This is a genomic window from Sideroxydans lithotrophicus ES-1 (assembly GCF_000025705.1).
GTDB classification, from domain to species: Bacteria; Pseudomonadota; Gammaproteobacteria; order Burkholderiales; family Gallionellaceae; genus Sideroxyarcus; species Sideroxyarcus lithotrophicus.
In genome coordinates, this window is sequence record NC_013959.1 from 2,438,875 (window position 1) to 2,459,303 (window position 20,429).

Annotated in this window: 20 protein-coding genes; 5 read left to right on the forward strand and 15 right to left on the reverse strand. The window is 58.7% G+C overall.

The genetic code is table 11. The features are described 5' to 3' along the window. Nucleotides 1–9: 9 nt before the first annotated feature. A complete protein-coding gene (locus SLIT_RS12080) occupies nt 10–1,302 on the reverse strand; it encodes a serine/threonine-protein kinase (RefSeq protein WP_013030540.1) in 1,293 nt (430 codons plus the stop codon). Nucleotides 1,303–1,427: 125 nt separating this feature from the next. Here SLIT_RS12080 and SLIT_RS12085 point away from each other — a divergent pair, with 125 nt between their 5' ends. Then, complete coding sequence (locus SLIT_RS12085; RefSeq protein ID WP_013030541.1) at nt 1,428–2,855, forward strand: M48 family metalloprotease; 1,428 nt, start codon at nt 1,428–1,430, stop codon at nt 2,853–2,855. Between the two features lie 100 nt (nt 2,856–2,955). Here the strand turns inward: SLIT_RS12085 and SLIT_RS12090 are convergent, their stop codons facing one another. The 3 genes from SLIT_RS12090 to SLIT_RS16430 form a co-directional block, all read right to left on the reverse strand. Beyond that, entirely contained in the window at nt 2,956–3,771 is an 816-nt protein-coding gene (locus SLIT_RS12090; RefSeq protein ID WP_013030542.1) for a HoxN/HupN/NixA family nickel/cobalt transporter, read from the reverse strand. Between the two features lie 29 nt (nt 3,772–3,800). Continuing rightward, the gene (gene hypE, locus SLIT_RS12095) at nt 3,801–4,850 is read right to left on the reverse strand and encodes a hydrogenase expression/formation protein HypE (RefSeq protein ID WP_013030543.1); all 1,050 of its coding nucleotides are present in this window, start codon (nt 4,848–4,850) and stop codon (nt 3,801–3,803) included. A gap of 97 nt (nt 4,851–4,947) precedes the next feature. After that, entirely contained in the window at nt 4,948–5,211 is a 264-nt protein-coding gene (locus SLIT_RS16430) for an endonuclease domain-containing protein (RefSeq protein WP_441295977.1), read from the reverse strand. Here SLIT_RS16430 and SLIT_RS16435 point away from each other — a divergent pair. Further along, a complete protein-coding gene (locus SLIT_RS16435) occupies nt 5,152–5,388 on the forward strand; it encodes a hypothetical protein (RefSeq protein ID WP_041420871.1) in 237 nt (78 codons plus the stop codon). The two genes, SLIT_RS16430 and SLIT_RS16435, sit on opposite strands and share 60 nt — an antisense overlap. Before the next feature lie 142 nt (nt 5,389–5,530). On the opposite strand, the gene hypD is transcribed toward SLIT_RS16435, so the two are convergent. From hypD to SLIT_RS12130, 6 genes are read right to left on the reverse strand one after another with little or no spacing between them, the layout of a single operon-like run. Beyond that, nucleotides 5,531–6,643: a hydrogenase formation protein HypD gene (hypD, locus tag SLIT_RS12105; RefSeq protein ID WP_013030544.1), complete on the reverse strand. Its 1,113-nt coding sequence runs from the start codon at nt 6,641–6,643 to the stop codon at nt 5,531–5,533. Then, nucleotides 6,640–6,885: a HypC/HybG/HupF family hydrogenase formation chaperone gene (locus SLIT_RS12110; RefSeq protein ID WP_013030545.1), complete on the reverse strand. Its 246-nt coding sequence runs from the start codon at nt 6,883–6,885 to the stop codon at nt 6,640–6,642. The genes hypD and SLIT_RS12110 overlap by 4 nt, the downstream gene beginning before the upstream one ends. A 2-nt stretch (nt 6,886–6,887) precedes the next feature. Next, nucleotides 6,888–9,191: a carbamoyltransferase HypF gene (gene hypF, locus SLIT_RS12115; RefSeq protein ID WP_013030546.1), complete on the reverse strand. Its 2,304-nt coding sequence runs from the start codon at nt 9,189–9,191 to the stop codon at nt 6,888–6,890. A gap of 17 nt (nt 9,192–9,208) precedes the next feature. After that, the gene (gene hypB / locus SLIT_RS12120; protein WP_013030547.1) at nt 9,209–10,096 is read right to left on the reverse strand and encodes a hydrogenase nickel incorporation protein HypB; all 888 of its coding nucleotides are present in this window, start codon (nt 10,094–10,096) and stop codon (nt 9,209–9,211) included. Between the two features lie 10 nt (nt 10,097–10,106). Then, a complete protein-coding gene (hypA, locus tag SLIT_RS12125; protein WP_013030548.1) occupies nt 10,107–10,448 on the reverse strand; it encodes a hydrogenase maturation nickel metallochaperone HypA in 342 nt (113 codons plus the stop codon). After that, a complete protein-coding gene (locus tag SLIT_RS12130; protein WP_013030549.1) occupies nt 10,441–11,523 on the reverse strand; it encodes a nickel-dependent hydrogenase large subunit in 1,083 nt (360 codons plus the stop codon). The genes hypA and SLIT_RS12130 overlap by 8 nt, the downstream gene beginning before the upstream one ends. A 588-nt stretch (nt 11,524–12,111) precedes the next feature. Here SLIT_RS12130 and SLIT_RS15375 point away from each other — a divergent pair. Further along, on the forward strand, nt 12,112–13,725 hold the full coding sequence (locus SLIT_RS15375; protein ID WP_013030550.1) for a methyl-accepting chemotaxis protein: 1,614 nt from the start codon (nt 12,112–12,114) through the stop codon (nt 13,723–13,725). Nucleotides 13,726–13,991: 266 nt separating this feature from the next. Here the strand turns inward: SLIT_RS15375 and SLIT_RS12140 are convergent, their stop codons facing one another. Continuing rightward, entirely contained in the window at nt 13,992–15,221 is a 1,230-nt protein-coding gene (locus tag SLIT_RS12140; RefSeq protein ID WP_013030551.1) for a PQQ-dependent sugar dehydrogenase, read from the reverse strand. Nucleotides 15,222–15,386: 165 nt separating this feature from the next. Here SLIT_RS12140 and SLIT_RS12145 point away from each other — a divergent pair, with 165 nt between their 5' ends. Then, on the forward strand, nt 15,387–15,845 hold the full coding sequence (locus SLIT_RS12145; protein WP_013030552.1) for a tellurite resistance TerB family protein: 459 nt from the start codon (nt 15,387–15,389) through the stop codon (nt 15,843–15,845). 87 nt (nt 15,846–15,932) lie between these two features. Beyond that, complete coding sequence (locus SLIT_RS12150; protein ID WP_013030553.1) at nt 15,933–16,139, forward strand: SlyX family protein; 207 nt, start codon at nt 15,933–15,935, stop codon at nt 16,137–16,139. Nucleotides 16,140–16,232: 93 nt separating this feature from the next. Here SLIT_RS12150 and SLIT_RS12155 read toward each other — a convergent pair whose 3' ends face one another. From SLIT_RS12155 to SLIT_RS12170, 4 genes are all read right to left on the reverse strand, one after another. After that, entirely contained in the window at nt 16,233–17,021 is a 789-nt protein-coding gene (locus tag SLIT_RS12155; protein WP_223293800.1) for a type II toxin-antitoxin system death-on-curing family toxin, read from the reverse strand. Between the two features lie 431 nt (nt 17,022–17,452). Continuing rightward, on the reverse strand, nt 17,453–18,073 hold the full coding sequence (locus SLIT_RS12160) for a flavin reductase family protein (protein WP_013030555.1): 621 nt from the start codon (nt 18,071–18,073) through the stop codon (nt 17,453–17,455). A gap of 45 nt (nt 18,074–18,118) precedes the next feature. Next, entirely contained in the window at nt 18,119–18,967 is an 849-nt protein-coding gene (locus SLIT_RS12165) for a restriction endonuclease (RefSeq protein ID WP_013030556.1), read from the reverse strand. Between the two features lie 79 nt (nt 18,968–19,046). Further along, entirely contained in the window at nt 19,047–20,393 is a 1,347-nt protein-coding gene (locus SLIT_RS12170) for an anti-phage END nuclease (RefSeq protein ID WP_013030557.1), read from the reverse strand. Between the last annotated feature and the right edge of the window lie 36 nt (nt 20,394–20,429).

Sequence of the window (20,429 nt, forward strand, 5' to 3'; positions counted from 1 at the left end):
TAATGATTGCTATTGTTCATCTGCATGATCGCTCAGCAAGCGCGATATGCGCGTGTTCGCCATGGACAACCGCCGGACCAGCGTCCCCAGGAACGCCTCGCTGAACTGGTAGCGGCAGTTCGCCGAAGCGCGTGACAACACATCCGGATCGACCTCGATCAGCGACACTTCGGTCTTGGATATCACATCGGTCGAGCGCCGCCCTTCCTTGCCGGCAAGGTGCGCCATCTCGCCGAAGCAGTCTCCGCGGTGCAGCATGCTCAGCAACCTGCCCTGCTTGACCACGCGCACCGAGCCGGTGACGATGATGTAGAAGTTCACCCCCTCCTCGCCCTCGTGGACGATGGACTCGTTCTTGGGGATCTTGTGCCATTCGCTGATGCGCAACACCTCCCACAACTCGACGTCGCTGAAGTTCTTGAAGAAGCTCAGGTCGCGCAAGGTATCGAACTTCTCGGTATCGTATATCTCTTCATGCTGCGGCACGTTGTGGGTGATGAAAGCCACCAGGTCGCGCGCAAATTCCTCCCAGGTCTGGTAGCGGTGCTGCAGATCCTTGCACATGGCACGCTGCACGATGGCATCCAGTTCCGGCGGTATCTCCGGGCGATAGGTGCTGGGCGGCGGCGGATCGATGTTCATGATCTGGTAGATCATGCTGTAGCTGTTGGCTGCCTCGAACGGCAGCTTGCCGGTGAGCAGGCGATACATGGTCACGCCCAGCGAATAGATGTCGGTCTGGTGCGTGAGCGGTTGCTCCTTGATCTGCTCAGGCGACATATAGGCCGGGGAACCGACCCCGCTCACCTGGGTGCTCTGCTGGTTGTCGATCACCGCAGCGCCGAAGTCGGAGATCTTGATGTCGCTCTCACCACTGATAAGGATGTTCGCGGGCTTGATGTCGCGGTGGGTCACGCCCTGGGTTTGCGCATATTCCAGCGCCTTGCAGCATTTGTAGATGATCTCGGCGATACGCCCCAGATCCATCAGGTGATCGACCTCGCCGTATTTCTCCAGCGTTTCGCCCTCGACGTACTCCATCACCATGTAGTTCACATCGCTGTCCATCACGGCGTCGTAGATCTTCACGATGTGCGGATGCGACAGCTTCCCGGCGAGCGACGCCTCGGTCAGCAGCAACTTGCGGTGGGCTTTCGAACGCGATGTGTCGTGCAGGATATCCAGATTGAATACTTTGAGCGCAACCTGCTGCTGGCTGAACGGGTCGAGCGCAAGGTACACGGTGCTGGTCGCGCCGTGCCCCAACTGCCTGACGATCTCGTATTTCCCTACCTTGTCCATAAGCCTAAACAAACCTGGAGGCGCGCATTCTGAGTGTTAGCCGCAGCGATGTCCAGAGCCCGCGCGGCCACAGATGATAACAGCACGCCCGGGAACTTGGCGGAGGCGGTGCTATCATACTGCCCATGAATAAATCACTACTTTGCGCACTTTTAGCCCTGCCGCTCCTGGCTCGGGCTGACGGCCTTCCGGATCTTGGCGACGCCTCCCAGCAACTCATCTCGCCGCAGATGGAACATCAGATCGGCGAACAAAGCATGCTGCAGATCCGCTCCAGCAACAGCTATATGGACGATCCCGAGCTCAGCGATTACCTCAACCAGCTCGGCGGGCGCCTGGTCGCAAACAGTCCGGAACCGGGTGACTCGTTCGTGTTCTTCGCCATCAACGACAATGCCATCAACGCCTTCGCCCTGCCCGGCGGTTTCGTCGGCGTCAACGCCGGCCTGATCGAGCTGGCACAGACCGAATCGGAACTGGCCTCGGTATTGAGCCATGAGATCGCGCACGTCACGCAGCACCACTATGCGCGCATGGTCGCAGGCACGCAGTACGACTCGCTCGCTGCGCTGGCAACGCTTGCCGTGGCCATCCTGGCCGCGCGCAACAGCCCGCAAAGCGCAAGCGCCGCCATCGTCGGCGCCCAGGCAGGCGCGGTGCAGCACCAGCTGAATTTCACGCGGCAGAACGAGCAGGAAGCAGACCGCATCGGCCTGGGCATCCTGGAAAAATCCGGCTTCGACACCCGCGCCATGCCGGAATTCTTCGAGCGCATGCAAAAGGCCACACAACTGATGGAAGGCAACACGCCTTCCTATCTGCGCACCCACCCGGTCACCGCCGAACGTATCGCCGAAGTCGAGAATCGCGTGGAACATATCCCTTACCATCTCGTACCGGACAGCCTGGAATTCCAGCTGATGCGCGCGCGGCTGACCGCCTATCAGATGATCCCACAGGAAGCCATCACCTTCTTTGATGCCGCTTTGGGCGCAAAGAAATTCGGCAACCCGGTCGCACACCGTTACGGGCTGGTACTGGCGTTGTTGCGCAACAACCAGCCGCAACGCGCCAAACAGGAGTTCGCCCTGTTGCACAAGCAGGCACCGCTCAACGCGACGATAGAGACACTCGGCGGCAAGATCATGCAGCTGGATAAACCCGACAAGGAAGTCATCGCCTACTATCGCACTGCGCTGCAGAACTTCCCCGATCACCACGCATTGATCTACGACTATGCCGAGGTGCTGCTGCAGGATCGGCATTACAAGGAAGCGCTCAAGCTGCTCGACGACCAGGTCAACCGCGACGGCAACGATCCGAAACTTTACGACCTGGAAGCACGTGCCTATGCTGCGTTGGGCAGGCATCAGGAAGAGCATCACATGCTGGCTTACAACTACATCCTGCATGGCGACCTGCGCGGCGCGATCGAACAACTGGAACTGGCCAAGCAGGCGGGCAACGACTACTACCAGCTTTCCACCATCGAGACCGAACTGAAGCAGTACCGCGAGATCGCTGCCGCCTACTACAGCAAGAAAAGGCAATGAACCCCGCCCGAGCCTGATGCGGCCAGCAAGCCGATCAGGTTCGCTTTGCCATCAGATTCCCTCGCAACAATCTTAATTGGCTGGTTACACGAATCGTTTATCAGGCAGCTGCAGACACTCGTTGTTGCGTGAAACGCGCGAACAGGAAACAGGCTGCGATCACGACGATGATGGCAATGCCGATGGACAATCCCCTGCCTTCCTGCCAGGCCGAGACCTCGGGGAAGAATTTGCGCGACAGGCCCAGTGCCGCCACGGTCAGGCTCAGCAGCGCCACGGCGACACCCATGATGCGCGAAGCGGCACGTGCCGTGGCATCGGCACGGCGCAGCAGGTGGGAAATCCAGAGTCCATTGGCGGCATCGGTCACCATCATGCCGGTCATGAAGCAGCCAGCCAGCAACAAAGCATTGGTCGCACCGCCATACTGCGCGGTCATGGTGGAAAACAGGGCGGCCTGCGAGATCGTGTCGAAAGACAAGGCGAACAAGGCTCCCACCAGCGCGATCAACAACGGATTGCCCGCGCACTTGAGATCGCCCAGCCAGCGCCCCTTGATGCCGACCATGCGGACGGTCTCATGCGCCGGCGTGGAGAACACGGCATACAGATTGAGGACGCCCAGCAGGAGCAGGAAGAACGCCGACACCCACGCGCCCACATCGTCCAGCCATGCGGGCACCGAACCCTGCTGAAACAGCACACTGGTTGCCACGGCAACGACGCACACCACGCAGCCATGTCCGAGCGAGAACAGGAAACCGCACAGGCGCGCCAGCCTGCTGCGGCCTGCGGCTGCGTTGTAGCGCGTCAGACCGTCGATGGTGGCGAGATGGTCGGCATCCATGCCGTGCTTCATGCCCAGCATAAAAGCCAGTGCGACCAGGGGATAGATACTGCCGTGTATCGTTTCCATAACACTCCCAGCATTTTGTGGCATCGTTATCAGCATATCCTGGGTAACTGTTCGCCCGCCAGCCAGTCCACCACGCGGCGCCCGCCCAGTCTGGTGGTCATCTGCACGAAGCCGTGTGCATCGTCCAGCACTTCGCCGATGATGGATGCCTGTGCTGCCAGCGGATGTGCGCGCATCGCTTCCAGCAGGCGTTGTGCATCTTCCGGTGCACAGATGGCGATGAGTTTTCCTTCATTGGCCACATACAGCGGATCGAGGCCGAGGAATTCGCATGCCGCCTCGACCGGCTGGTTCACCACGATGGCGGATTCATGCAGCATCATGCCGACGCCGGACTGTTTGGCGATCTCGTTCAGCGTGGTCGCCAGACCGCCGCGCGTCGGGTCGCGCAGCACGCGCAGCTTCACGCCGCTGTCCAGCATCGTTTCGATCAGGCCATGCAAAGCGGTCGTATCCGACACGATGGGCGCGGAGAAGGTCAGCCCTTCGCGCTGCGACAGGATGGCCATGCCATGGTCGCCGATGGTGCCGGACAAAAGAATCTTGTCGCCCGGCCGCGCCAGGTCGCCGGAGAGATGCACGCCGTCGCGCACCACGCCAACACCGGTGGTGGTGATGAACACGCCATCGCCCTTGCCCTGCTCCACCACCTTGGTGTCGCCGGTGACGATATGCACTCCCGCTTCGCGCGCGGCCTGCGCCATCGACTCGACGATGCGCTTCAGGTCGGCCAGCGGATAGCCTTCCTCGAGGATGAACGATGCCGACAGGTACAGTGGCGTGGCACCCATCACCGCCACGTCGTTGATGGTGCCATGCACCGACAGGCAGCCGATGTCGCCACCGGCAAAGAACAGCGGCGACACCACATGGCTGTCCGTCGCCATCACCAGCCGACCGTTCGCCGCCGGCAGCAATGCGCCGTCGTTACCTTGTGCCAGAAATTTGTTATCGAATTCTGCCGCGAAGAGTTCGCTGATGAGTTGCGCCATGGCGCGACCGCCCGAGCCATGCGACATGTCGACACGGCCATTTTTGATGTCGAGCGGGCGAGCGTAGTTGGGTTTGACTGAGTTCATTTCATCTTCTCTTATAGTCGCTTTTTACGTCCTTTCCCCGCAAGCGGGGAAAGGGCTGGGGATGATGGGCGGTGCACACCTCGACATGTGCCACCACTCAACAACCCTCACCCCTTCCCCTCTCTCGCTTGCGGGAGAGGGGTACTGGCGTTTTTTCTTCCGATTCAACCAGGACTCGATAGATCGCTTCCATCACGGCTTCCGTTTCCGCCAGCATCTGATTATTCCAGAATCTCAACACACTAATTCCTTGTAGCTGTAACCATGCATCACGTTTTTCATCATATCCAGCCGCCTCTCCATGCTGGCCACCATCAAGCTCGATTCCCAGCTTTTTCTTGTCGCAATAGAAGTCGAGAATGTATCTACCGACCGGATGTTGCCGTCAGAATTTCGCTCCCGCGTTACGGCGGTTGCGCAGCAATCTCCACAGCAGCGCTTCCGCGTCCGTCAGTTTGCTCCGCATTTCTCGCGCATACGCACGGAGGTCATCGGGCAATCTGGCGGGATGGTGCGGCATTCACTCATCCATGCCTGAAGTAAATTCCCCTCGCCCGCAAGCGGGAGAGGGGCTAGGGGTGAGGGACTGTGCATACCTCGCAAAGTATCTATACTCAACACCCCTCATCCCCAACCCTTCTCCCGCCTGCGGGAGAAGGGAGCAAATACACCAACCACCCTCAAGCAACTTCGCGAAATCTTCCATAGCTATAGTGCGCCGCGCACGCGCCTTCGGACGACACCATGCAGGACCCGACCGGGTTCTCTGGCGTGCACACCGTGCCGAAGATCTTGCATTCCTGCGGGCGCTTCTGCCCGCGCAGGATGGCGGCGCATTCGCAGGCCTTGTTGTCCGGCACTTCCACATAATCGACCCTGAACTTCAGCTCTGCATCGAACGCAGCGTACTTGGGACGCAGTTTTAGCGCGCTGTCAGGCACGCTGCCCAGACCGCGCCACTCGAACATGTCGCGCAATTCGAACACCTCCGCCACCAGTTGCTGCGCTTTCAGGTTGCCTTCGCGCGTCACTGCACGGGTGAATTCGTTCTCCACCTCGGCACGCCCGTCGTTCACCTGGCGCACCAGCATCAATATCGCCTGCATCACATCCAGCGGCTCGAAACCGGCGATGACCACCGGCTTGCCGTAATCGTCGGCGAAGGGTTCATACGGCTTGCTGCCGATGACGGTGGAAACATGCGCGGGACCGACGAAACCATCCAGCGCAACACCGCCCTCGACGGCGAGGATGGCATGCATCGCCGCCGGGGTCAGCACGTGATCGCACAGGATGCTGAAATTTTTCAGGCCTTCTGCTGCTGCCTGCTGGATGGCCACCGCAGTCGGCGGCGTGGTGGTCTCGAAGCCGATGGCGAGGAACACGACTTCGCGTTGCGGATTGTCGCGCGCCACCTTCAGCGCATCCTGCGTCGAGTAGATCATGCGCACATCGGCGCCTTTCGCCTTGGCGCGCATCAGCGACAGATTGTCGGAGGCCGGCACGCGTACCGTGTCCGCATAGGTGCACAGGATCACGCCATGCTCGCGCGCGAGGCGAATGGCCTGGTCGACACGTCCGATGGGCAGCACGCACACCGGGCAACCGGGGCCGTGGATCATGCGCACGTTGGCGGGCAGCAGGTCGGCGATGCCGTAGCGCGAAATGGCGTGCGTGTGACCGCCGCAGAATTCCATCAAACGGTAAGTGCGTTTCGGGTCGGCCTCGCGCGCGATGTTGGCGGCGATGTTCTTCGCCAGTTCGCCATCGCGGAATTCGTCGACATACTTCATGTGTTCAGCTCCTCACGCAACTCATCCAGCTGCCCCATCTCGGCGAACATCTCAAGCGTGCGCTCGGCTTCTTCGCGGTCAAGTTTCTGCAGGGCATATCCGACATGCACGATGACATACTCGCCGACTGCGGCATCGTCCACCAACGCCAGCGAGATCTCCTTGCGCACGCCGCCCAGATTGACGATGGCATTGCCCGGAGTCGTCAACTCTTCGATGCGGGCAGGTATGGCAAGACACATGGTCAGGCTCCTTGATTGATGTGTTGCAGGGCGATACAAGCTTGCCCGAACGAGATCGCGCCGTCGTTGGGCGGCAACTGCTGCGCGGCCAGCACATGCGAGCCGTGCGCCAGCAGGTCATCGGTCAGCGCCTGCGACAGGATGTTGTTGAGGAAACAACCGCCTCCCAGCGCAATATGGGTGAGGTGGGATTTCGCGGCTGCGCGCCGCACCCAGGCGCTCAATCCTTGGGCAAGGGTGGCATGGAACAGGGCTGCGCCGTAACCCGCGTCCTTGCAATCGGCCAGCTCCGCGAACAGCATATAGAAATCCAGCACGCCATCGGTGGTGATCATGTAGCCGTCGGCCAGGGGTTCCACCTTGCCGTGCCTGTCGGCCAGGCCTTCCAGCAGCATCGCCGCCTGGCCTTCATACCCTTGCACCTCGCAGACACCCAGCAGACCCGCAGCGGTATCGAAATAGCGGCCCATGCTGCTCGTCGCGACGCAGTTCAGCTTGCGTTGCAGCATGCCAAGCACGATGGCGGCGCCGCCCTGCGCGGGAAAGCGGCCCACGATCTCGGCACTGCGCTTCAGGTCGAACAGTGCTGCCGCCGCCATGCGCCATGGCTCGCGCGCGGCGCGGTCGCCGCCGGGCAGGGTCAGCGGTGCGAGATGTCCCAGCCGCTCGAAGCGCGCATCTTCCACGCGCAACAATTCGCCGCCCCATGCGCCGCCGTCCGTGCCCATGCCGATCCCGTCCAGCGCCAGCCCGATCACCGGATGGTCGATACGATGCTCGGCACAGACGGCGGCGATGTGCGCGTGGTGATGCTGCACCGCGAAGACCGGCAGGCTGCGTTGCGCGGCATAAGCCTGCGCGAACTGCGTGCTGTAGAAATCCGGATGCAGGTCGTGCGCCACGGCCTGCGGCTGCACGTCGAGGATGTCGCACAGGTAATCGACGGTCTCTTCCAGCATCTGGCGCATGCCGGCATGGTCGAGATCGCCGATATGCTGCGAGACGAAAGCTTCGTTGCCACGGGTGAGGCACACGGTGTTCTTCAGCCACGGTCCGCAAGCCAACACCGACGGGCCCGAAAATGGCAGCACGATGCGGCGCGGCGTATAGCCACGGGCGCGGCGCAGGAAGATGGGAGCCGAGCCCTGCCATTTCATCACGCTGTCGTCGCAGCGGTGCAGGATGTCGCGGTCATGCGTGAGGAAGGCGTCGGCCAGACCGGTCAGCGACTCGCGCGCTTCGGCGTCGTCCTTCACCAGCGGCTCGCCGCCGGGATTGGCGCTGGTCATCACCAGCACCCAGGGGGACGCCTGTTGCAGCCAGTCCGCGCCTTCGGGCTTGCCGAGCAGCTCGTGGAACAGCAGATAATGCAGCGGAGCATAAGGCAGCATCAGGCCGATGCTGGACAAGCCGGGCGCGATGCCGGGCAATGCCGCCTCGCAGGCAAGCGACTGACGCAGCAATACGATGGGACGCTCCCTCGTCTCCAGCAGCGCGGCATCCTTTTCCCGGAATTGCGCGCATTGCCGCGCCGACAGCGTGTTCAGCACCATCACCGCGAACGGCTTTTCCTCGCGCTGCTTGCCGTTGCGCAATCTGGCCACCGCCGCGGCATTGCGCGCATCGCACACCAGATGGAAACCGCCGATGCCTTTGACCGCGACGATCTTCCCGGCCTGGATGAGTTCCGCAGTCGCCGCGATGGGATCGTCCGCCGCGACCGGCTGCCACTGCGCATCGAACAGGCTCAGGTGCGGTCCGCACTGCGGACAGGCATTCGGCTGCGCATGGAAGCGGCGCGTCGTGGGTGTGTCGTATTCCTGCTGGCACGCCGGACACTGCGTGAACTTCGCCATGCTGGTGTTGGCGCGGTCGTAGGGCAAGCGCGCAGTCAGGGTGTAGCGCGGGCCGCAGTGGATGCAGTTGATGAAAGGATGGCGATAGCGCCGGTTGGCGGGATCGAACAATTCCGCCAGGCAATCCGGACAGGTCGCAATGTCGGGGGCGATGCCGGTGCGCACCTTGCCGCTCTTGCTCTCGACGATGGAGAAACCCTGCAGACCCGCGCTCGCCTGCGCCAGTTCGTGCGTGACTTTCTCCACGCGCGCCAGGATGGGCGGCTCGCTTTGCAGGCGCTCGATCAGCCGCATCACTTGCGGACGTTCGCCCTCGACGGCGATCTCCACACCCTCGCTGTCGTTGCGTACCCAGCCCGCCAGGCCGAGTTCGTTGGCAAGCTGGTAGACGAAAGGCCGGAAACCTACGCCTTGCACCTGGCCTGTCACTCTGATTTGCGCGTGGATCATGGCGTTCCTGTTATCTGTCAAACCACCTGCCTGGCGGCAACCGCTTTGCGGCAACCTGCCTTGATCCATCTCAGCCACTCGTCCATGCCCTCGCCGCTGGTGGCCGAAGTGCGGATCACCTGGATGTTAGGGTTCACGCGGCGGGCATTGGCCTCCGCCAGGTCGGCATCGAACGTCAGGTAAGGCAGCAGGTCGCACTTGTTCAGCAGCATCAGGTCGGCGGCACGGAACATGTCGGGATACTTGAGCGGCTTGTCTTCGCCTTCCGTCACCGAGAGGATCGCCACCTTGTGCGCCTCGCCCAGATCGAAACTGGCGGGGCATACCAGGTTGCCGACATTCTCGATCAGCAGCAGGCTGTCGTCGTCCAGCTTGAGCTGTTGCATGGCACGCCCGACCATGTAGGCATCCAGGTGGCAGCCCTTGCCGGTGTTGATCTGCAGCGCGGGGGCGCCGGTGGCGCGGATACGGGCCGCGTCGTTGTCGGTCTGCTGGTCGCCTTCGATCACGGCCAGCCTCAATTCGCCATGCAGCGCCTCGATGGTCTTGACCAGCAGCGTGGTCTTGCCGGAACCCGGACTGGATACCAGGTTGAGCGCAAAGATCCCGTGCGCGTCCAGATAACCACGATTCTCCTCGGCATAACTGTCGTTCTTGGAAAGGATGTCGCGCTCGATCTTCACCATGCGCGCCTGGCTCATGCCCGGCGCATGCGCACCCGCTGGCCCTGCGCCGAAGTCGATGGCATCGTGGGTATGAACATGATCGTGGTCGTGGTCATGTGTGTGGATGGCAGTCTTGTCATGCACGCGATACTGCACCTGCCCGGCGGGTTTGCGCGCCTGTTTGAGTGCATGCCCGCCGATCAGGGTCTCTCCCGCACCGCAACCGCATACGTTACACATGCTTTTCTCCTTATTCCACGTCGAGCTCTTTGACCCGCATCTCGTTGCCGCCGGTCACCTGCACCTGGTAGCTGCCGCACTTCGGACAGGCATCGAACAGCGCCTGCACGTGCACGACTTCTGCGCAATGCAGGCACCATGCCTGCCCCGGCGTCTCGATGATCTCCAGTTTCGCGTCTTGCGCGATGCTGTCGCGCACCACCGCATCGAAACAGAACCTCATCGCCTCGACTTCCACTCCTGCCAGTTGGCCGATCTCCAGCCAGACCGTTTTCACGCGGCTGAAACTCTGCTCCTTCGCCGAATCCTCGATGATCTGCAGTACGCCTTCGGCCAGCGACATCTCATGCATGGCGGACCTCGATATCGTATGCCACACAAGGATCGAGCGACAATGCCGCGATCTGTGCCGATCGCTGCAAGCGCCCCCTGTCTTGCTCCATCATGCCGCGCATGTCCTGTGCAAAGGCCCCGGCCGGGTGGAAGTTCCATTCCGTCGGCGCAACGATCTCATACTCCGTCACCCGCTCGGCTGCCACATGCACATGATGCATCAACAAGCCACGCGCCGTACGCACCACTGCGATACCCTGCCCCGTTGCCGGACTGGCGGCATCCAGCCGCGGCAGCGCATTCCCGCTCGCCATCTCGACCACATCCAGCATCCTGGCCAATAGCCGCGTCAGCGGCTTCGACCCGCTCTGCTGCCACACATCACGCAGCATCGGGTTGTCCGCATGATAAGCCCATGCGCCCGTTTCTGCCGCCTTACCCATCCAGTCCGGACGCGCCGAAAAATCGGCATCCCATCTTCCGGCACAGACCTGGCTCGCTTCTGCTGCGGTCCATGCAGGCAGCAGCCTGCTCTCGCTTGCGGCATGCGCCCCCCGGCCCAGCCCGGCCAGCTGCCCCAGCAATTGGGCCACCGGACGATCTGCCTTGCGCCACCATGCCTGCAGTTCGGAATAGCTAGCCATTCCGCGCCACGCTGCCACCGGCATGCCGAGGTAATCGCGCTCGAACTCCTGCCGGAACGCAGCCATGTCGAGTTCGCCTGCGGCGATCCTGCGCAACATCGCATACCAGGCTGCAAAGCGTTCTTCCTGCCGCGGCAGGCCCAGCAGCTTCGGCCAATCGAGCAGCACACGCCACAGATGTTCCTGTATGGACTCGCAAACGATAGCCCGCTGCACTGTTGCCGACACTGCCGATACACCTTGCTGCGCGGCCTGCAGCGCGGCGCCGGCGGCGGCGCCCTGCGCCCGTCCGCATACGCTGAACAGCAAAGGGACGATATGCAACACCTGCCCGGGCTCCTTGCCTTTCAGCATCAGTGCCGCCATCGGGCGCGTGGAACGGATGTCCGTCGTACTGACCGCATCCCCATCCCAGACCACACCCAGCGTCAATTTGCCTGCATCCGTCAAGCTACGCCCCTAGAAAATGACCAAGCAAGCTGCCTTGAGCACAGAAATGTCGCGGATCGATTCTCTAATTGAACTGCAGGTCATGCATCTATAAACACCCCTGCATGTATCAAAGGAAATTTCTGCACCACCCATTCATTTCACGATATTGGTTACACTAGCCAGAGATGCAGTATGCACCCGAATCGTTACTCAATTCGAACCACCCATTTGATCGTAAAGTGATTCTGAGTGGTTGGTTATTGTCTATACAACCAGGAATATTATGGAATTGAACTAGCTCTGACCGTTAAATTCAAGTTAATTTGAGCGCTGATTACCTTGAAAACATGAAATAACACTGTATTTCTGTTCCTTTTTTCTAAATAAAAAGTATAACTAGCCGTTAGAGTAACAACCGGACCATCAGCAACAGTGTCACCGGGGTAAAACGAGTGGAGCAAAGCTTGTCGCTGCTGATGCGAGAAGAACCGAAAAACGATCGATCGCAAACGCCGGCTTTCAATCAGGTGCAGCAGAAGGAAAACGATGACCCGAAAACGTTTCTTTCGAAAGATCGATCACGAATAATCCAGGGAGAAGTCGAACATGCCGAATTTCATCACATCGAGTATCGCTGTCAAAGTCCAGCTATCCGTCCAGCTGCTGTTGCTGGTGGTGAGCATCGTTGCCGCCATGATGTTCTATAACGTCGAGCGCAAAGCGATGGAGCGCGGTGCCGAAAGCAAGATCCGGGCGCTGGCGGACGGCGTGATCAACGGTGCGAACATGCTGATGCTGAACGGCATCATCAGCGACGTCGAACAGCGCAAGCTGTTCATCACCAAGATGGGTTCCGGCGAAGACATCAAATCCCTGCGCATCATCCGCAACAAGCTGGTGCAGGAACAGTTCGGCATGGGCCTGCCGGAAGAACAACCCAAAGGCAAGGAGGAATTGCAGGCACTGGAAGACGGCAAGGTGTTCTTCGAACAGCGCGGCGACATCCTGCACGGCATCGTGCCCTATACCGAAAGCAAGAACTTCAGGGGCACCAACTGCCTGATGTGCCACACCGTGCCCGAGGGCTACCACAACGGCGCTTCCGTCGTGGACCTGGACATCTCCGCCAACAACAGGGAACTGAGAACGGTCGCGTGGGTATCGGTCGGCGTCATCCTCGGCGTGCAGGTGTTGCTGTGGCTGCTGTTCCGATTCATCCTGCACAAATTCGTCTCCGACCCCGCGGGCCGCATGCGCACCGCGATCATGGAGATCAGCCGTACCGGCGATTTCACCCGCCGCGTCAAGGTGGACAGCGACGACGAGATCGGCCAGACGGTGCGCTCGTTCAACGAGCTGATGGAGAACCTGCAGACCGCATTCCGCCAGGTGGGCAGCGACATCGGCAAGGTGACCGACTCGTCGCACTCGCTGTCGACCTCTTCGCAACAAGTGGCGAAGAGTTCCAGCAGCCAGAGCGAAGCTGCATCGGCGATGGCAGCCACCATAGAAGAGATCACCGTCAGCATCGCCCACGTCGCCGAAGGCGCGCGTGAAGCCTTGAAGATATCCAGGAGCTCGGGCGAACTGTCCGAACGCGGCGGCGAGATCATCCACCGCGCCGCCGAGGAGATGAAGAAGATCGCCGACACCGTGCGCCAGACTTCCGTTTCCATCGGCAACCTCGGCGAGCAGTCGACTAGGATCTCGTCCATCGTCATGGTCATCAAGGAGATCGCCGACCAGACCAACCTGCTGGCATTGAATGCCGCCATCGAGGCCGCCCGCGCAGGCGAACAGGGACGCGGCTTTGCGGTGGTGGCGGACGAAGTGCGCAAACTGGCGGAGCGCACCACCAAGTCCACCCAGGAAGTCACGCAGATGATCGACACCATCCAGAGCGCATCCAATGCTGCAGTGGCCGGCATGGAATCGACGGTGGTCCAGGTCGACGGCGGCGTGTCGCTGGCGCAGCAGGCCGGCGAAGCCATCAACCAGATCAAGACCGAATCCAGCCAGGTGCTGCGGACCGTCACCGACATCTCCAGCGCGATCGAGGAACAAAGCAAGGCCAGCAACGAGATCGCGGCCAACATCGAGAAAGTGGCGCAGATGACCGAGCACAACAGCACCGCGGCAGAGCAGACCGCCGACGCTGCCAGCCATCTGGCCGAACTGGCGGACAACATGCAGAACACGGTGAACCGCTTCAAGGTCTGATCCGCAGCAGCAGCAAAATTAAAGCCTCGCAGCGCTGCGAGGCTTTTTCTTTTGCAGGATCGACGCCAGCTATTGAGGTTTCCATAATTGGCGACAACACACGGGGCCAGTATCTCGTCATTCCGGCGAAGGCCGGAATCCAGCGGTTTTATTCAACATACGTTTAGCTTGTATCCCGCGTTGCGGGGGTTTGTTTTCTGACTGGATTCCGGCCTTCGCCGGAATGACGGCAGTGCGCAAATTTGGTGTAATGAATTATGGAAAGATCAATAACGGATATGCTTCAAGCGGAACAAGCCCTCGGCATCGCTGTCGCTGCTGAAATACAGCGCGCCGTCCGGCCCGAACGCCACGCCGGCAGGACGCGCCCAGCGCTTGCCGTCGGGCAGCTGGAAACCGCTGACCAGATCGTCCACGCGCTTTGCCTGCCCGTCCTGGAAGCGCACCGCCACCAACTTGGGCACGCGCCGCGTGGCGGGGCTGCCCATGAATCCGCCATCTGGCCGGGTGCCCCAGGAGCCGTGCAGCGCCACCACCGCGTCGAATTCCAGTTGCGCATCCATCGCCCCCTTGGGCACGAACGCCATGCCTAGCGGCGCATTGCGCGCGGGGAACGTCGCCACCGGGAGCGTCACCTCGATATAGGGGATCGGCGGCCGGCTCTTGACGCAATCGTCGCGGCGCAGTTGCTTGCCGTCGAACTGGAACCACGGCATGCCATGGAAGGAACCCGGCGTGAGCCTGCTGAAATATTCCGGCGGCTGGTCGTAGCCCCAATGGTCCGGCCCGTTGTTGTCGGCATACATCACGTGGGTCTGCGGCTGCCAGTCGAAACCCACCGGGTTGCGCAGCCCGGAAGCAAACGGTTCCCAGCTTGCCTTGCCGCCGCTCTCGTTCAGCTCCAGTACGCCGCCGCGCCGGTCATCGAAGGGATAGCTCGCGCTCAGGAACTGGTCGCTGCAATTGTGCTGGATGCCCAGGCTCACATACACCCGCCCATCCGGCCCCACCCCCACCGTGCGGCTGTTGTGTCCACCGCCGCCGGGCAGTGCCGCCAGCAAGGTCACCGCATCGCGTGCGATGCGCTCCTGCCCCGGACGATACGGCGCGCGATACAGCCCGTTCGTCTTCGCGATCAGGATCTCGCCGGGGCGGAACGCCACGCTGTGCGGATAGTCGCCCAACTCCACCAGCACCTCTGCCCTGGTATAAGGCGGCGGCAGGCGATACACCTTGCCCGAGTGCGAACCGGCGAAAAGATCGCCGTTCGCCGCAAAGGTCAGCATGCGCGGCTCGTCCATCGCAGCGAGCCATTCCAGACGGTAACCTTTGGGAACGCTGACTGTCCTGCTTGCCCCGGCTACCGTCAGCACCTGCTGTTCATAGGCCAGGGACGCGGTACCTGCGTATGCGGACACAAAAGCAAGCGACAACAAACTGGCGCCGCCATATCGAAACAGGCGGGCAAGCAGCCACTGCAAGGGATCGTGATCCATCTCGATAGCCCTCCGGAACAAATGCTCGGATTTGCAACCAAAGACCGAGCCAAGCTTGGCACTTATCCAGGTTGCAGGCAAGCGCGGAGCTTGCCCGACAACAGCTGGCTGTAAAATACTGCGATCCAGAAACGTGAAGAACACACAAAGGTTGCACGAATCACCATGCTGAACGAACTGAACAACTTTCTTTCCTCCATCATCGCGCCCGCCGAGACAGAGAGCCGCAAGGAACACACCCTGCAAGTGGCAACCGCCGTGCTGCTGATCGAAGTCATGCGCTCGGATGCCGATGAAGCAGTCCAGGAACAGGCCGCGATCATGGAGATCCTCAAGCAACGGTTTTGCCTGACCGATGCGGAAGTGGTGCAACTGACCGAACGGGGCCGCCGCACGGCCAGTGCCGCCAACGACTTTCACCAGTTCACCTCGCTCATCAACCGCGAACTGAAAGTCTCCGAAAAGGTGCGCATCATCGAATACATGTGGCAGGTTGCCTATGCCGACGGCAAGATCAGCGCGCACGAGAACCACCTGATGCGCAAGATCGCCGACCTGCTCTATATCTCCCACGGGGACTACATCGCCGCCAAGATGCGCGCCAAACCAGCAGAGCTGAAGTGACGATAGCCATTTCGGAATCAATCGAGATTCCCCTGCGCTAGAATGGCCACCCTCACCGGCTAGCCGCCAAACCCACAGGATCACCCCATGACTGAAGAACGCCTGATAAACATCGAATCAAAACTCACCTTCCAGGAAGACCTGATCGAAGAGCTGAACAAAACGGTCTACCAGCAGCAACAAAAGCTGGATCAACTGGAAGAGATCTGCAGGGCGCTGGCCAGGCAAGTGCAGGGGCTGGCTGAAGCGGGGAATGAGAACAAGCCCGGGTACGAAAGGCCGCCGCATTATTGACGTGCAGCCCACCAATTCATATTCCCGTTCGCCCTGAGCCTGTCGAAGGGTACGACCAAATTTCCGTTCCCCAGCAACACCATCAGAACCCGTTCAAACATTCTTGCCATTGATCAGGTTGATGATCACCTTGACCATCATCTCCCTCTCGTCCGGCTTGCTCTCAGCGATCAGCAACGTGAAGGCGACCAGTGCATTATCGGCGATGCGTTTTTCACCCTCGGGGTTATACAAAAAATCGTGGCGCTGCAGGAACCAGACGAAGATCGCCGCGGCGATCCGCTTGTTGCCGTCGGTGAACGAATGGTTCTTGACGATGAAATATAGCAGGTTCGCTGCCTTCTCTTCGATGCTGGGATATAGCTCCTTGCCGTCGAAGGTCTGGTAGATCGTCTCCAGCGAGCTCTTGAATGACTCGTCTTTTTCATTGCCGAACAACCCGCCAAGTTTCTCCTGCTGGCGCCACAGCAATATCTGCTGCATCGCCTCGTCGTAAGCGATCTTGGGCAGCGCCCGTGTGCGCGTCCCTACCACCTGCAAGCGCTGATGATCGTAATCGTCCAGCACCGTCAGCGCGTGGCTGTATTTTTCCAGGATCGCCAGGATGCCTTGCGACTCCGTGCTGGATAACTCCTTGTTGTGGATCAACCGGGCAGACAACGCGATAGCTTGTTTGAGCTCGGCCATCTTTTCCTGCTGCGCCTCAAGCCGCTGCTGGTTCAACGCATAGCCCTGCACCAGGTAATCCTTCAGCACCCGGTTGGCCCAGATACGGAAGCGAGTGCCCTCTGGCGATTTGACGCGATAGCCGACGGAGATGATGACGTCCAAGCTATACAAGGTGATCGGTCTGTCTGAATTTGCAATATGCATTTTTTGCATATTGCTTTCCGGCTGCAGCTCTCCTTCTGCAAAAACACTGCGGATGTGACGTGAAATAACTGATTGATCTCGCCTGAATAATTCGATCAATTGGGCTTGCGACAACCAGACAGTCTCCCCTTCTAGCCGAACCTCGGTTGCAATCGAACCATCGGCGGATTGGTAGATGACAATGGGAGTTTGAGGATTTGTTTGGGGTTGCATGGTCGAGACTCCTTGATCCAAGGATGACAGGCCACCGAACAATACAGAACGAACGTTCTGTTGTCAATCAAGTATCGCTAAATTGGGAAATCAAGAATGAAGTCCAACTGGTAACAAAATGTTACCAGTTGAAACAAACCTTTTCAGTCGGTGGAAAATTGACACCAACTCAAACTCGTCTCGTAGAAATCTCAGACCGCCGCATTATTGATGCGGCCATGCCGGAATTACTTTTTATCTTTCAGCCATTGCGCGTAGGAGATACGCGCAACATCAAAGCGGTCGGTAGTCCGGCAATAAACCGAAGGTGAGCCAAGCCGCCCGATAGGCGCAAAGTCGGCTACATCCATACGCGGCCCGACCAGATGGTCGGCCACATGAAACATCACCACCTCGCCGATCACCAATGTATTGGTACCCAGCTTTTGCGAACTGTGCAGCTTGCATTCCAGACTGGCCAGCGCCTCAGCCACTCGCGGCGGTTTCACCTTGATGGATGGTGCAGCATGCAGACCGGCCGCAGCCAGCTCACTCTCTTCACCCGGAAAATCCGCCGCCGAAATATTCATCGCATCGAACAATTCCTCCGTCACCAGGTTCACCACGAATTCGCCACCGGCCAGAATATTCTTCGCCGTGTCCTTGAGTTCACCAGCATCACTCAGACCGATGCTGACAATGACGTAGAGCGGGTTGCCGCTGATTGCGTTGAAAAAGCTGAACGGTGCGAGATTGATCAAGCCAGCAGCATTCACACTGGTGACCCATGCGATGGGGCGCGGCACCACCAGATTGGTCAGCAACTTGTAGTTTTCTGGGGCGGAGCGGTGGGATGGGTCGATTTGCATATAACGTGTTCTCAAAGAGGGCAGCAATTCTAAGCAAACTTACATTCAGTCAATCGCCACTATTCCACGACATTGAGGATAATTTGAGCATCCCCAGAATGCCTTGCCAGTATTGGCACCTTGCTTGGCAATGCGTCGAACCATAGGGCTACCGCAATTCGGGCAGGATTGCACTGCACTGGCCGCTGTAGTGACATGAGGTGTGACTTCAGGCGGAAAAGTGGAAGGACGAACTTCTCTGATGATTTCCTTCAACTCGGCACCATCGATCAAATCGATATTACGCCCTTCAGCGAAAGCCTTGGCTTCCTGCGTAAACACTCCCGATGTCACCACGAACCCGCCAGTTGCCCCCCCTGCAGCCATGACACCATATAACTCACGAATGGTTGTTACGCCCACTTTGAATGCTTTCCACTGTTTGCACTGAACGAGAAACTTTTCGCTGTCTTTATGCAGCACCAGATCAACGCCACCATCAGCTCCGCCTCCGCCAGTCTCGGTAACCGTGTAACCGCCACGTCTAAACGCCTCACCCACCAGCATCTCGAATTCCTGCCACGACATATCGTCCAGAATAGAAACGGATGATCCTTTCTGAACGACTGCAAGTAACGCGTTACGTTTATGTCGCCCAAAGGCAGAAACGCCAGCTCCTATGATGGAAGCGAGAGGAATCAGATATTGCCCAAACGTGGCAAGCATCTTGCCAAGTTGGCTGGACACATTAGCACCCAGTTGCGCAACTGACGTGGGTTGCACAATTTCAGCAGTCGCATAGTGGTGCAGTACAAAATATGAAATGAGCGCAATAAACACCCCCGCCCACCACGGGAGCATGGCTGCAATATCAATCAAGTCTTCAAACGTGCCTTGTTGCCTCTTTCTAGCCATGACGCTTACTCCAGTACCTATTCATCATGGAACCGTGGGCTGCCCCTGAATATTTGTCCCCGAATATCCCACTAGTTTTTCAATACACCTTCACATCAAAACCCAAGGCTCTAAGCGCTTTACTGGTACGTCCATTCCTAGGTGGCGTAACTTCGGGGAGAGCCCAGCCAACCAGTTCAGCCATGGAATTAAGTCCATAATGCGGAAGAGAATAATTCTTATCATGCGAAGCGATGTAAAGACGCTCCCACAAATCCTCATTCCTCCCTCCGTATAGCACATAATTTAGCAATTGCAGCACACTCCAACCCATTGCATTACGCTGCTGTAACAACCAACCCGCATAAAGTGGAAGGCGCTCTTCCCGCGAAAGAGTTTTCAGATCAGGCCTTCCCAATGCGGCGAGCTTCATCTTAATAACGTGATCCCGCGTCGCGTGAGTCCTTTCACAAACGCCCGCAAATTCGGCTTGAGTTAAATTCAATACATTATCTCGGGAAAGATGCTCTCGAATGTAGGGAGCGCCATCGTAGAAGGTGTAGTCTTCATTCGATGGTGGAGTATCTGTGCCTGCCCACCAAGTCAGCATGGCTGAAACTGCCGCATTAGGATTACGCCTATTCTTGGCAAAATAATCCTCAAATGGCTTCCTATTTGCTTCACCCACATGATTGTAATAGTAGGCATGCAAATACTGATCCACTTGCCATGTCAATGGAACATCTTCTTCCACCCAGCGTGGTCGATGAGTTCGTAGCTGTTCACCAATGCTCTGCAGATGAGCCAAAGCATCGTGCCACTCTCTTCTGAATTTCTCTTTCCTTCGATCCCAAGCTTTTTTCTTTTCAGAAAACGCGGGCCCTTCCCAACTTGGCTTCTTCCTCAGTTCTTTGCCTATATTTTGAAGTCCTTTTCTCGCAGCTTCAATTTTCGCCAACTCCTTTATGACATCTTCATCCAAAGGAAAGACCTGCTCGAAGCTTCGCAGACTTTCAAAAAAATTCTCCAACTCAATATGCATTCCGTTGTCCTGCAGATCCGCTTCTGTCAAAAAGACACCAGCCTCAATGTTGCTTACCCATGCTCTATCACTAAGATTGGCAGAACCAATATATGCGCCATATCCTCGCCACCAAATAACTTTGCTATGCAAGACATCTGGCACAAGATTGCAAAAAATATTGTCTTTGTGGTGTCGTAACAAGCGCCACAGCAGGGGCAGTGCTACAGGAACAGTATGGTCATACCGCATCCAGATATCGAGCCGATAACGATTTGCAATGCAATGTCCAATGAAGTCGCCCTTTTCATCATTAAAGTTTGACCCATATGCGATGGCAGCTAACACGCCATCAACTTCATCACTTGGGGCTGGGAGAACATTGCTAAGAAAGTTTCCATTTAACGCATTTGCTATGAATTCCATTAGATCCTCAAAATTACGAACACCTTAGACAAGCTA

Bases quoted from the DNA above. Each gene is read 5' to 3' on its own strand.
- SLIT_RS12165 (WP_013030556.1), bottom strand. From the start codon at position 18,967: ATGGCTAGAAAGAGGCAACAAGGCACGTTTGAAGACTTGATTGATATT.
- SLIT_RS12145 (WP_013030552.1), top strand. From the start codon at position 15,387: ATGCTGAACGAACTGAACAACTTTCTTTCCTCCATCATCGCGCCCGCC.
- hypA (WP_013030548.1), bottom strand. From the start codon at position 10,448: ATGCATGAGATGTCGCTGGCCGAAGGCGTACTGCAGATCATCGAGGAT.
- hypF (WP_013030546.1), bottom strand. From the start codon at position 9,191: ATGATCCACGCGCAAATCAGAGTGACAGGCCAGGTGCAAGGCGTAGGT.
- SLIT_RS12090 (WP_013030542.1), bottom strand. From the start codon at position 3,771: ATGGAAACGATACACGGCAGTATCTATCCCCTGGTCGCACTGGCTTTT.
- hypB (WP_013030547.1), bottom strand. From the start codon at position 10,096: ATGTGTAACGTATGCGGTTGCGGTGCGGGAGAGACCCTGATCGGCGGG.
- SLIT_RS12140 (WP_013030551.1), bottom strand. From the start codon at position 15,221: ATGGATCACGATCCCTTGCAGTGGCTGCTTGCCCGCCTGTTTCGATAT.
- SLIT_RS12110 (WP_013030545.1), bottom strand. From the start codon at position 6,885: ATGTGTCTTGCCATACCTGCCCGCATCGAAGAGTTGACGACTCCGGGC.
- SLIT_RS12160 (WP_013030555.1), bottom strand. From the start codon at position 18,073: ATGCAAATCGACCCATCCCACCGCTCCGCCCCAGAAAACTACAAGTTG.
- SLIT_RS15375 (WP_013030550.1), top strand. From the start codon at position 12,112: ATGCCGAATTTCATCACATCGAGTATCGCTGTCAAAGTCCAGCTATCC.
- SLIT_RS12085 (WP_013030541.1), top strand. From the start codon at position 1,428: ATGAATAAATCACTACTTTGCGCACTTTTAGCCCTGCCGCTCCTGGCT.
- hypD (WP_013030544.1), bottom strand. From the start codon at position 6,643: ATGAAGTATGTCGACGAATTCCGCGATGGCGAACTGGCGAAGAACATC.
- SLIT_RS16435 (WP_041420871.1), top strand. From the start codon at position 5,152: ATGCTGGCCACCATCAAGCTCGATTCCCAGCTTTTTCTTGTCGCAATA.
- SLIT_RS12155 (WP_223293800.1), bottom strand. From the start codon at position 17,021: ATGCAAAAAATGCATATTGCAAATTCAGACAGACCGATCACCTTGTAT.
- SLIT_RS12170 (WP_013030557.1), bottom strand. From the start codon at position 20,393: ATGGAATTCATAGCAAATGCGTTAAATGGAAACTTTCTTAGCAATGTT.
- hypE (WP_013030543.1), bottom strand. From the start codon at position 4,850: ATGAACTCAGTCAAACCCAACTACGCTCGCCCGCTCGACATCAAAAAT.
- SLIT_RS12080 (WP_013030540.1), bottom strand. From the start codon at position 1,302: ATGGACAAGGTAGGGAAATACGAGATCGTCAGGCAGTTGGGGCACGGC.
- SLIT_RS12150 (WP_013030553.1), top strand. From the start codon at position 15,933: ATGACTGAAGAACGCCTGATAAACATCGAATCAAAACTCACCTTCCAG.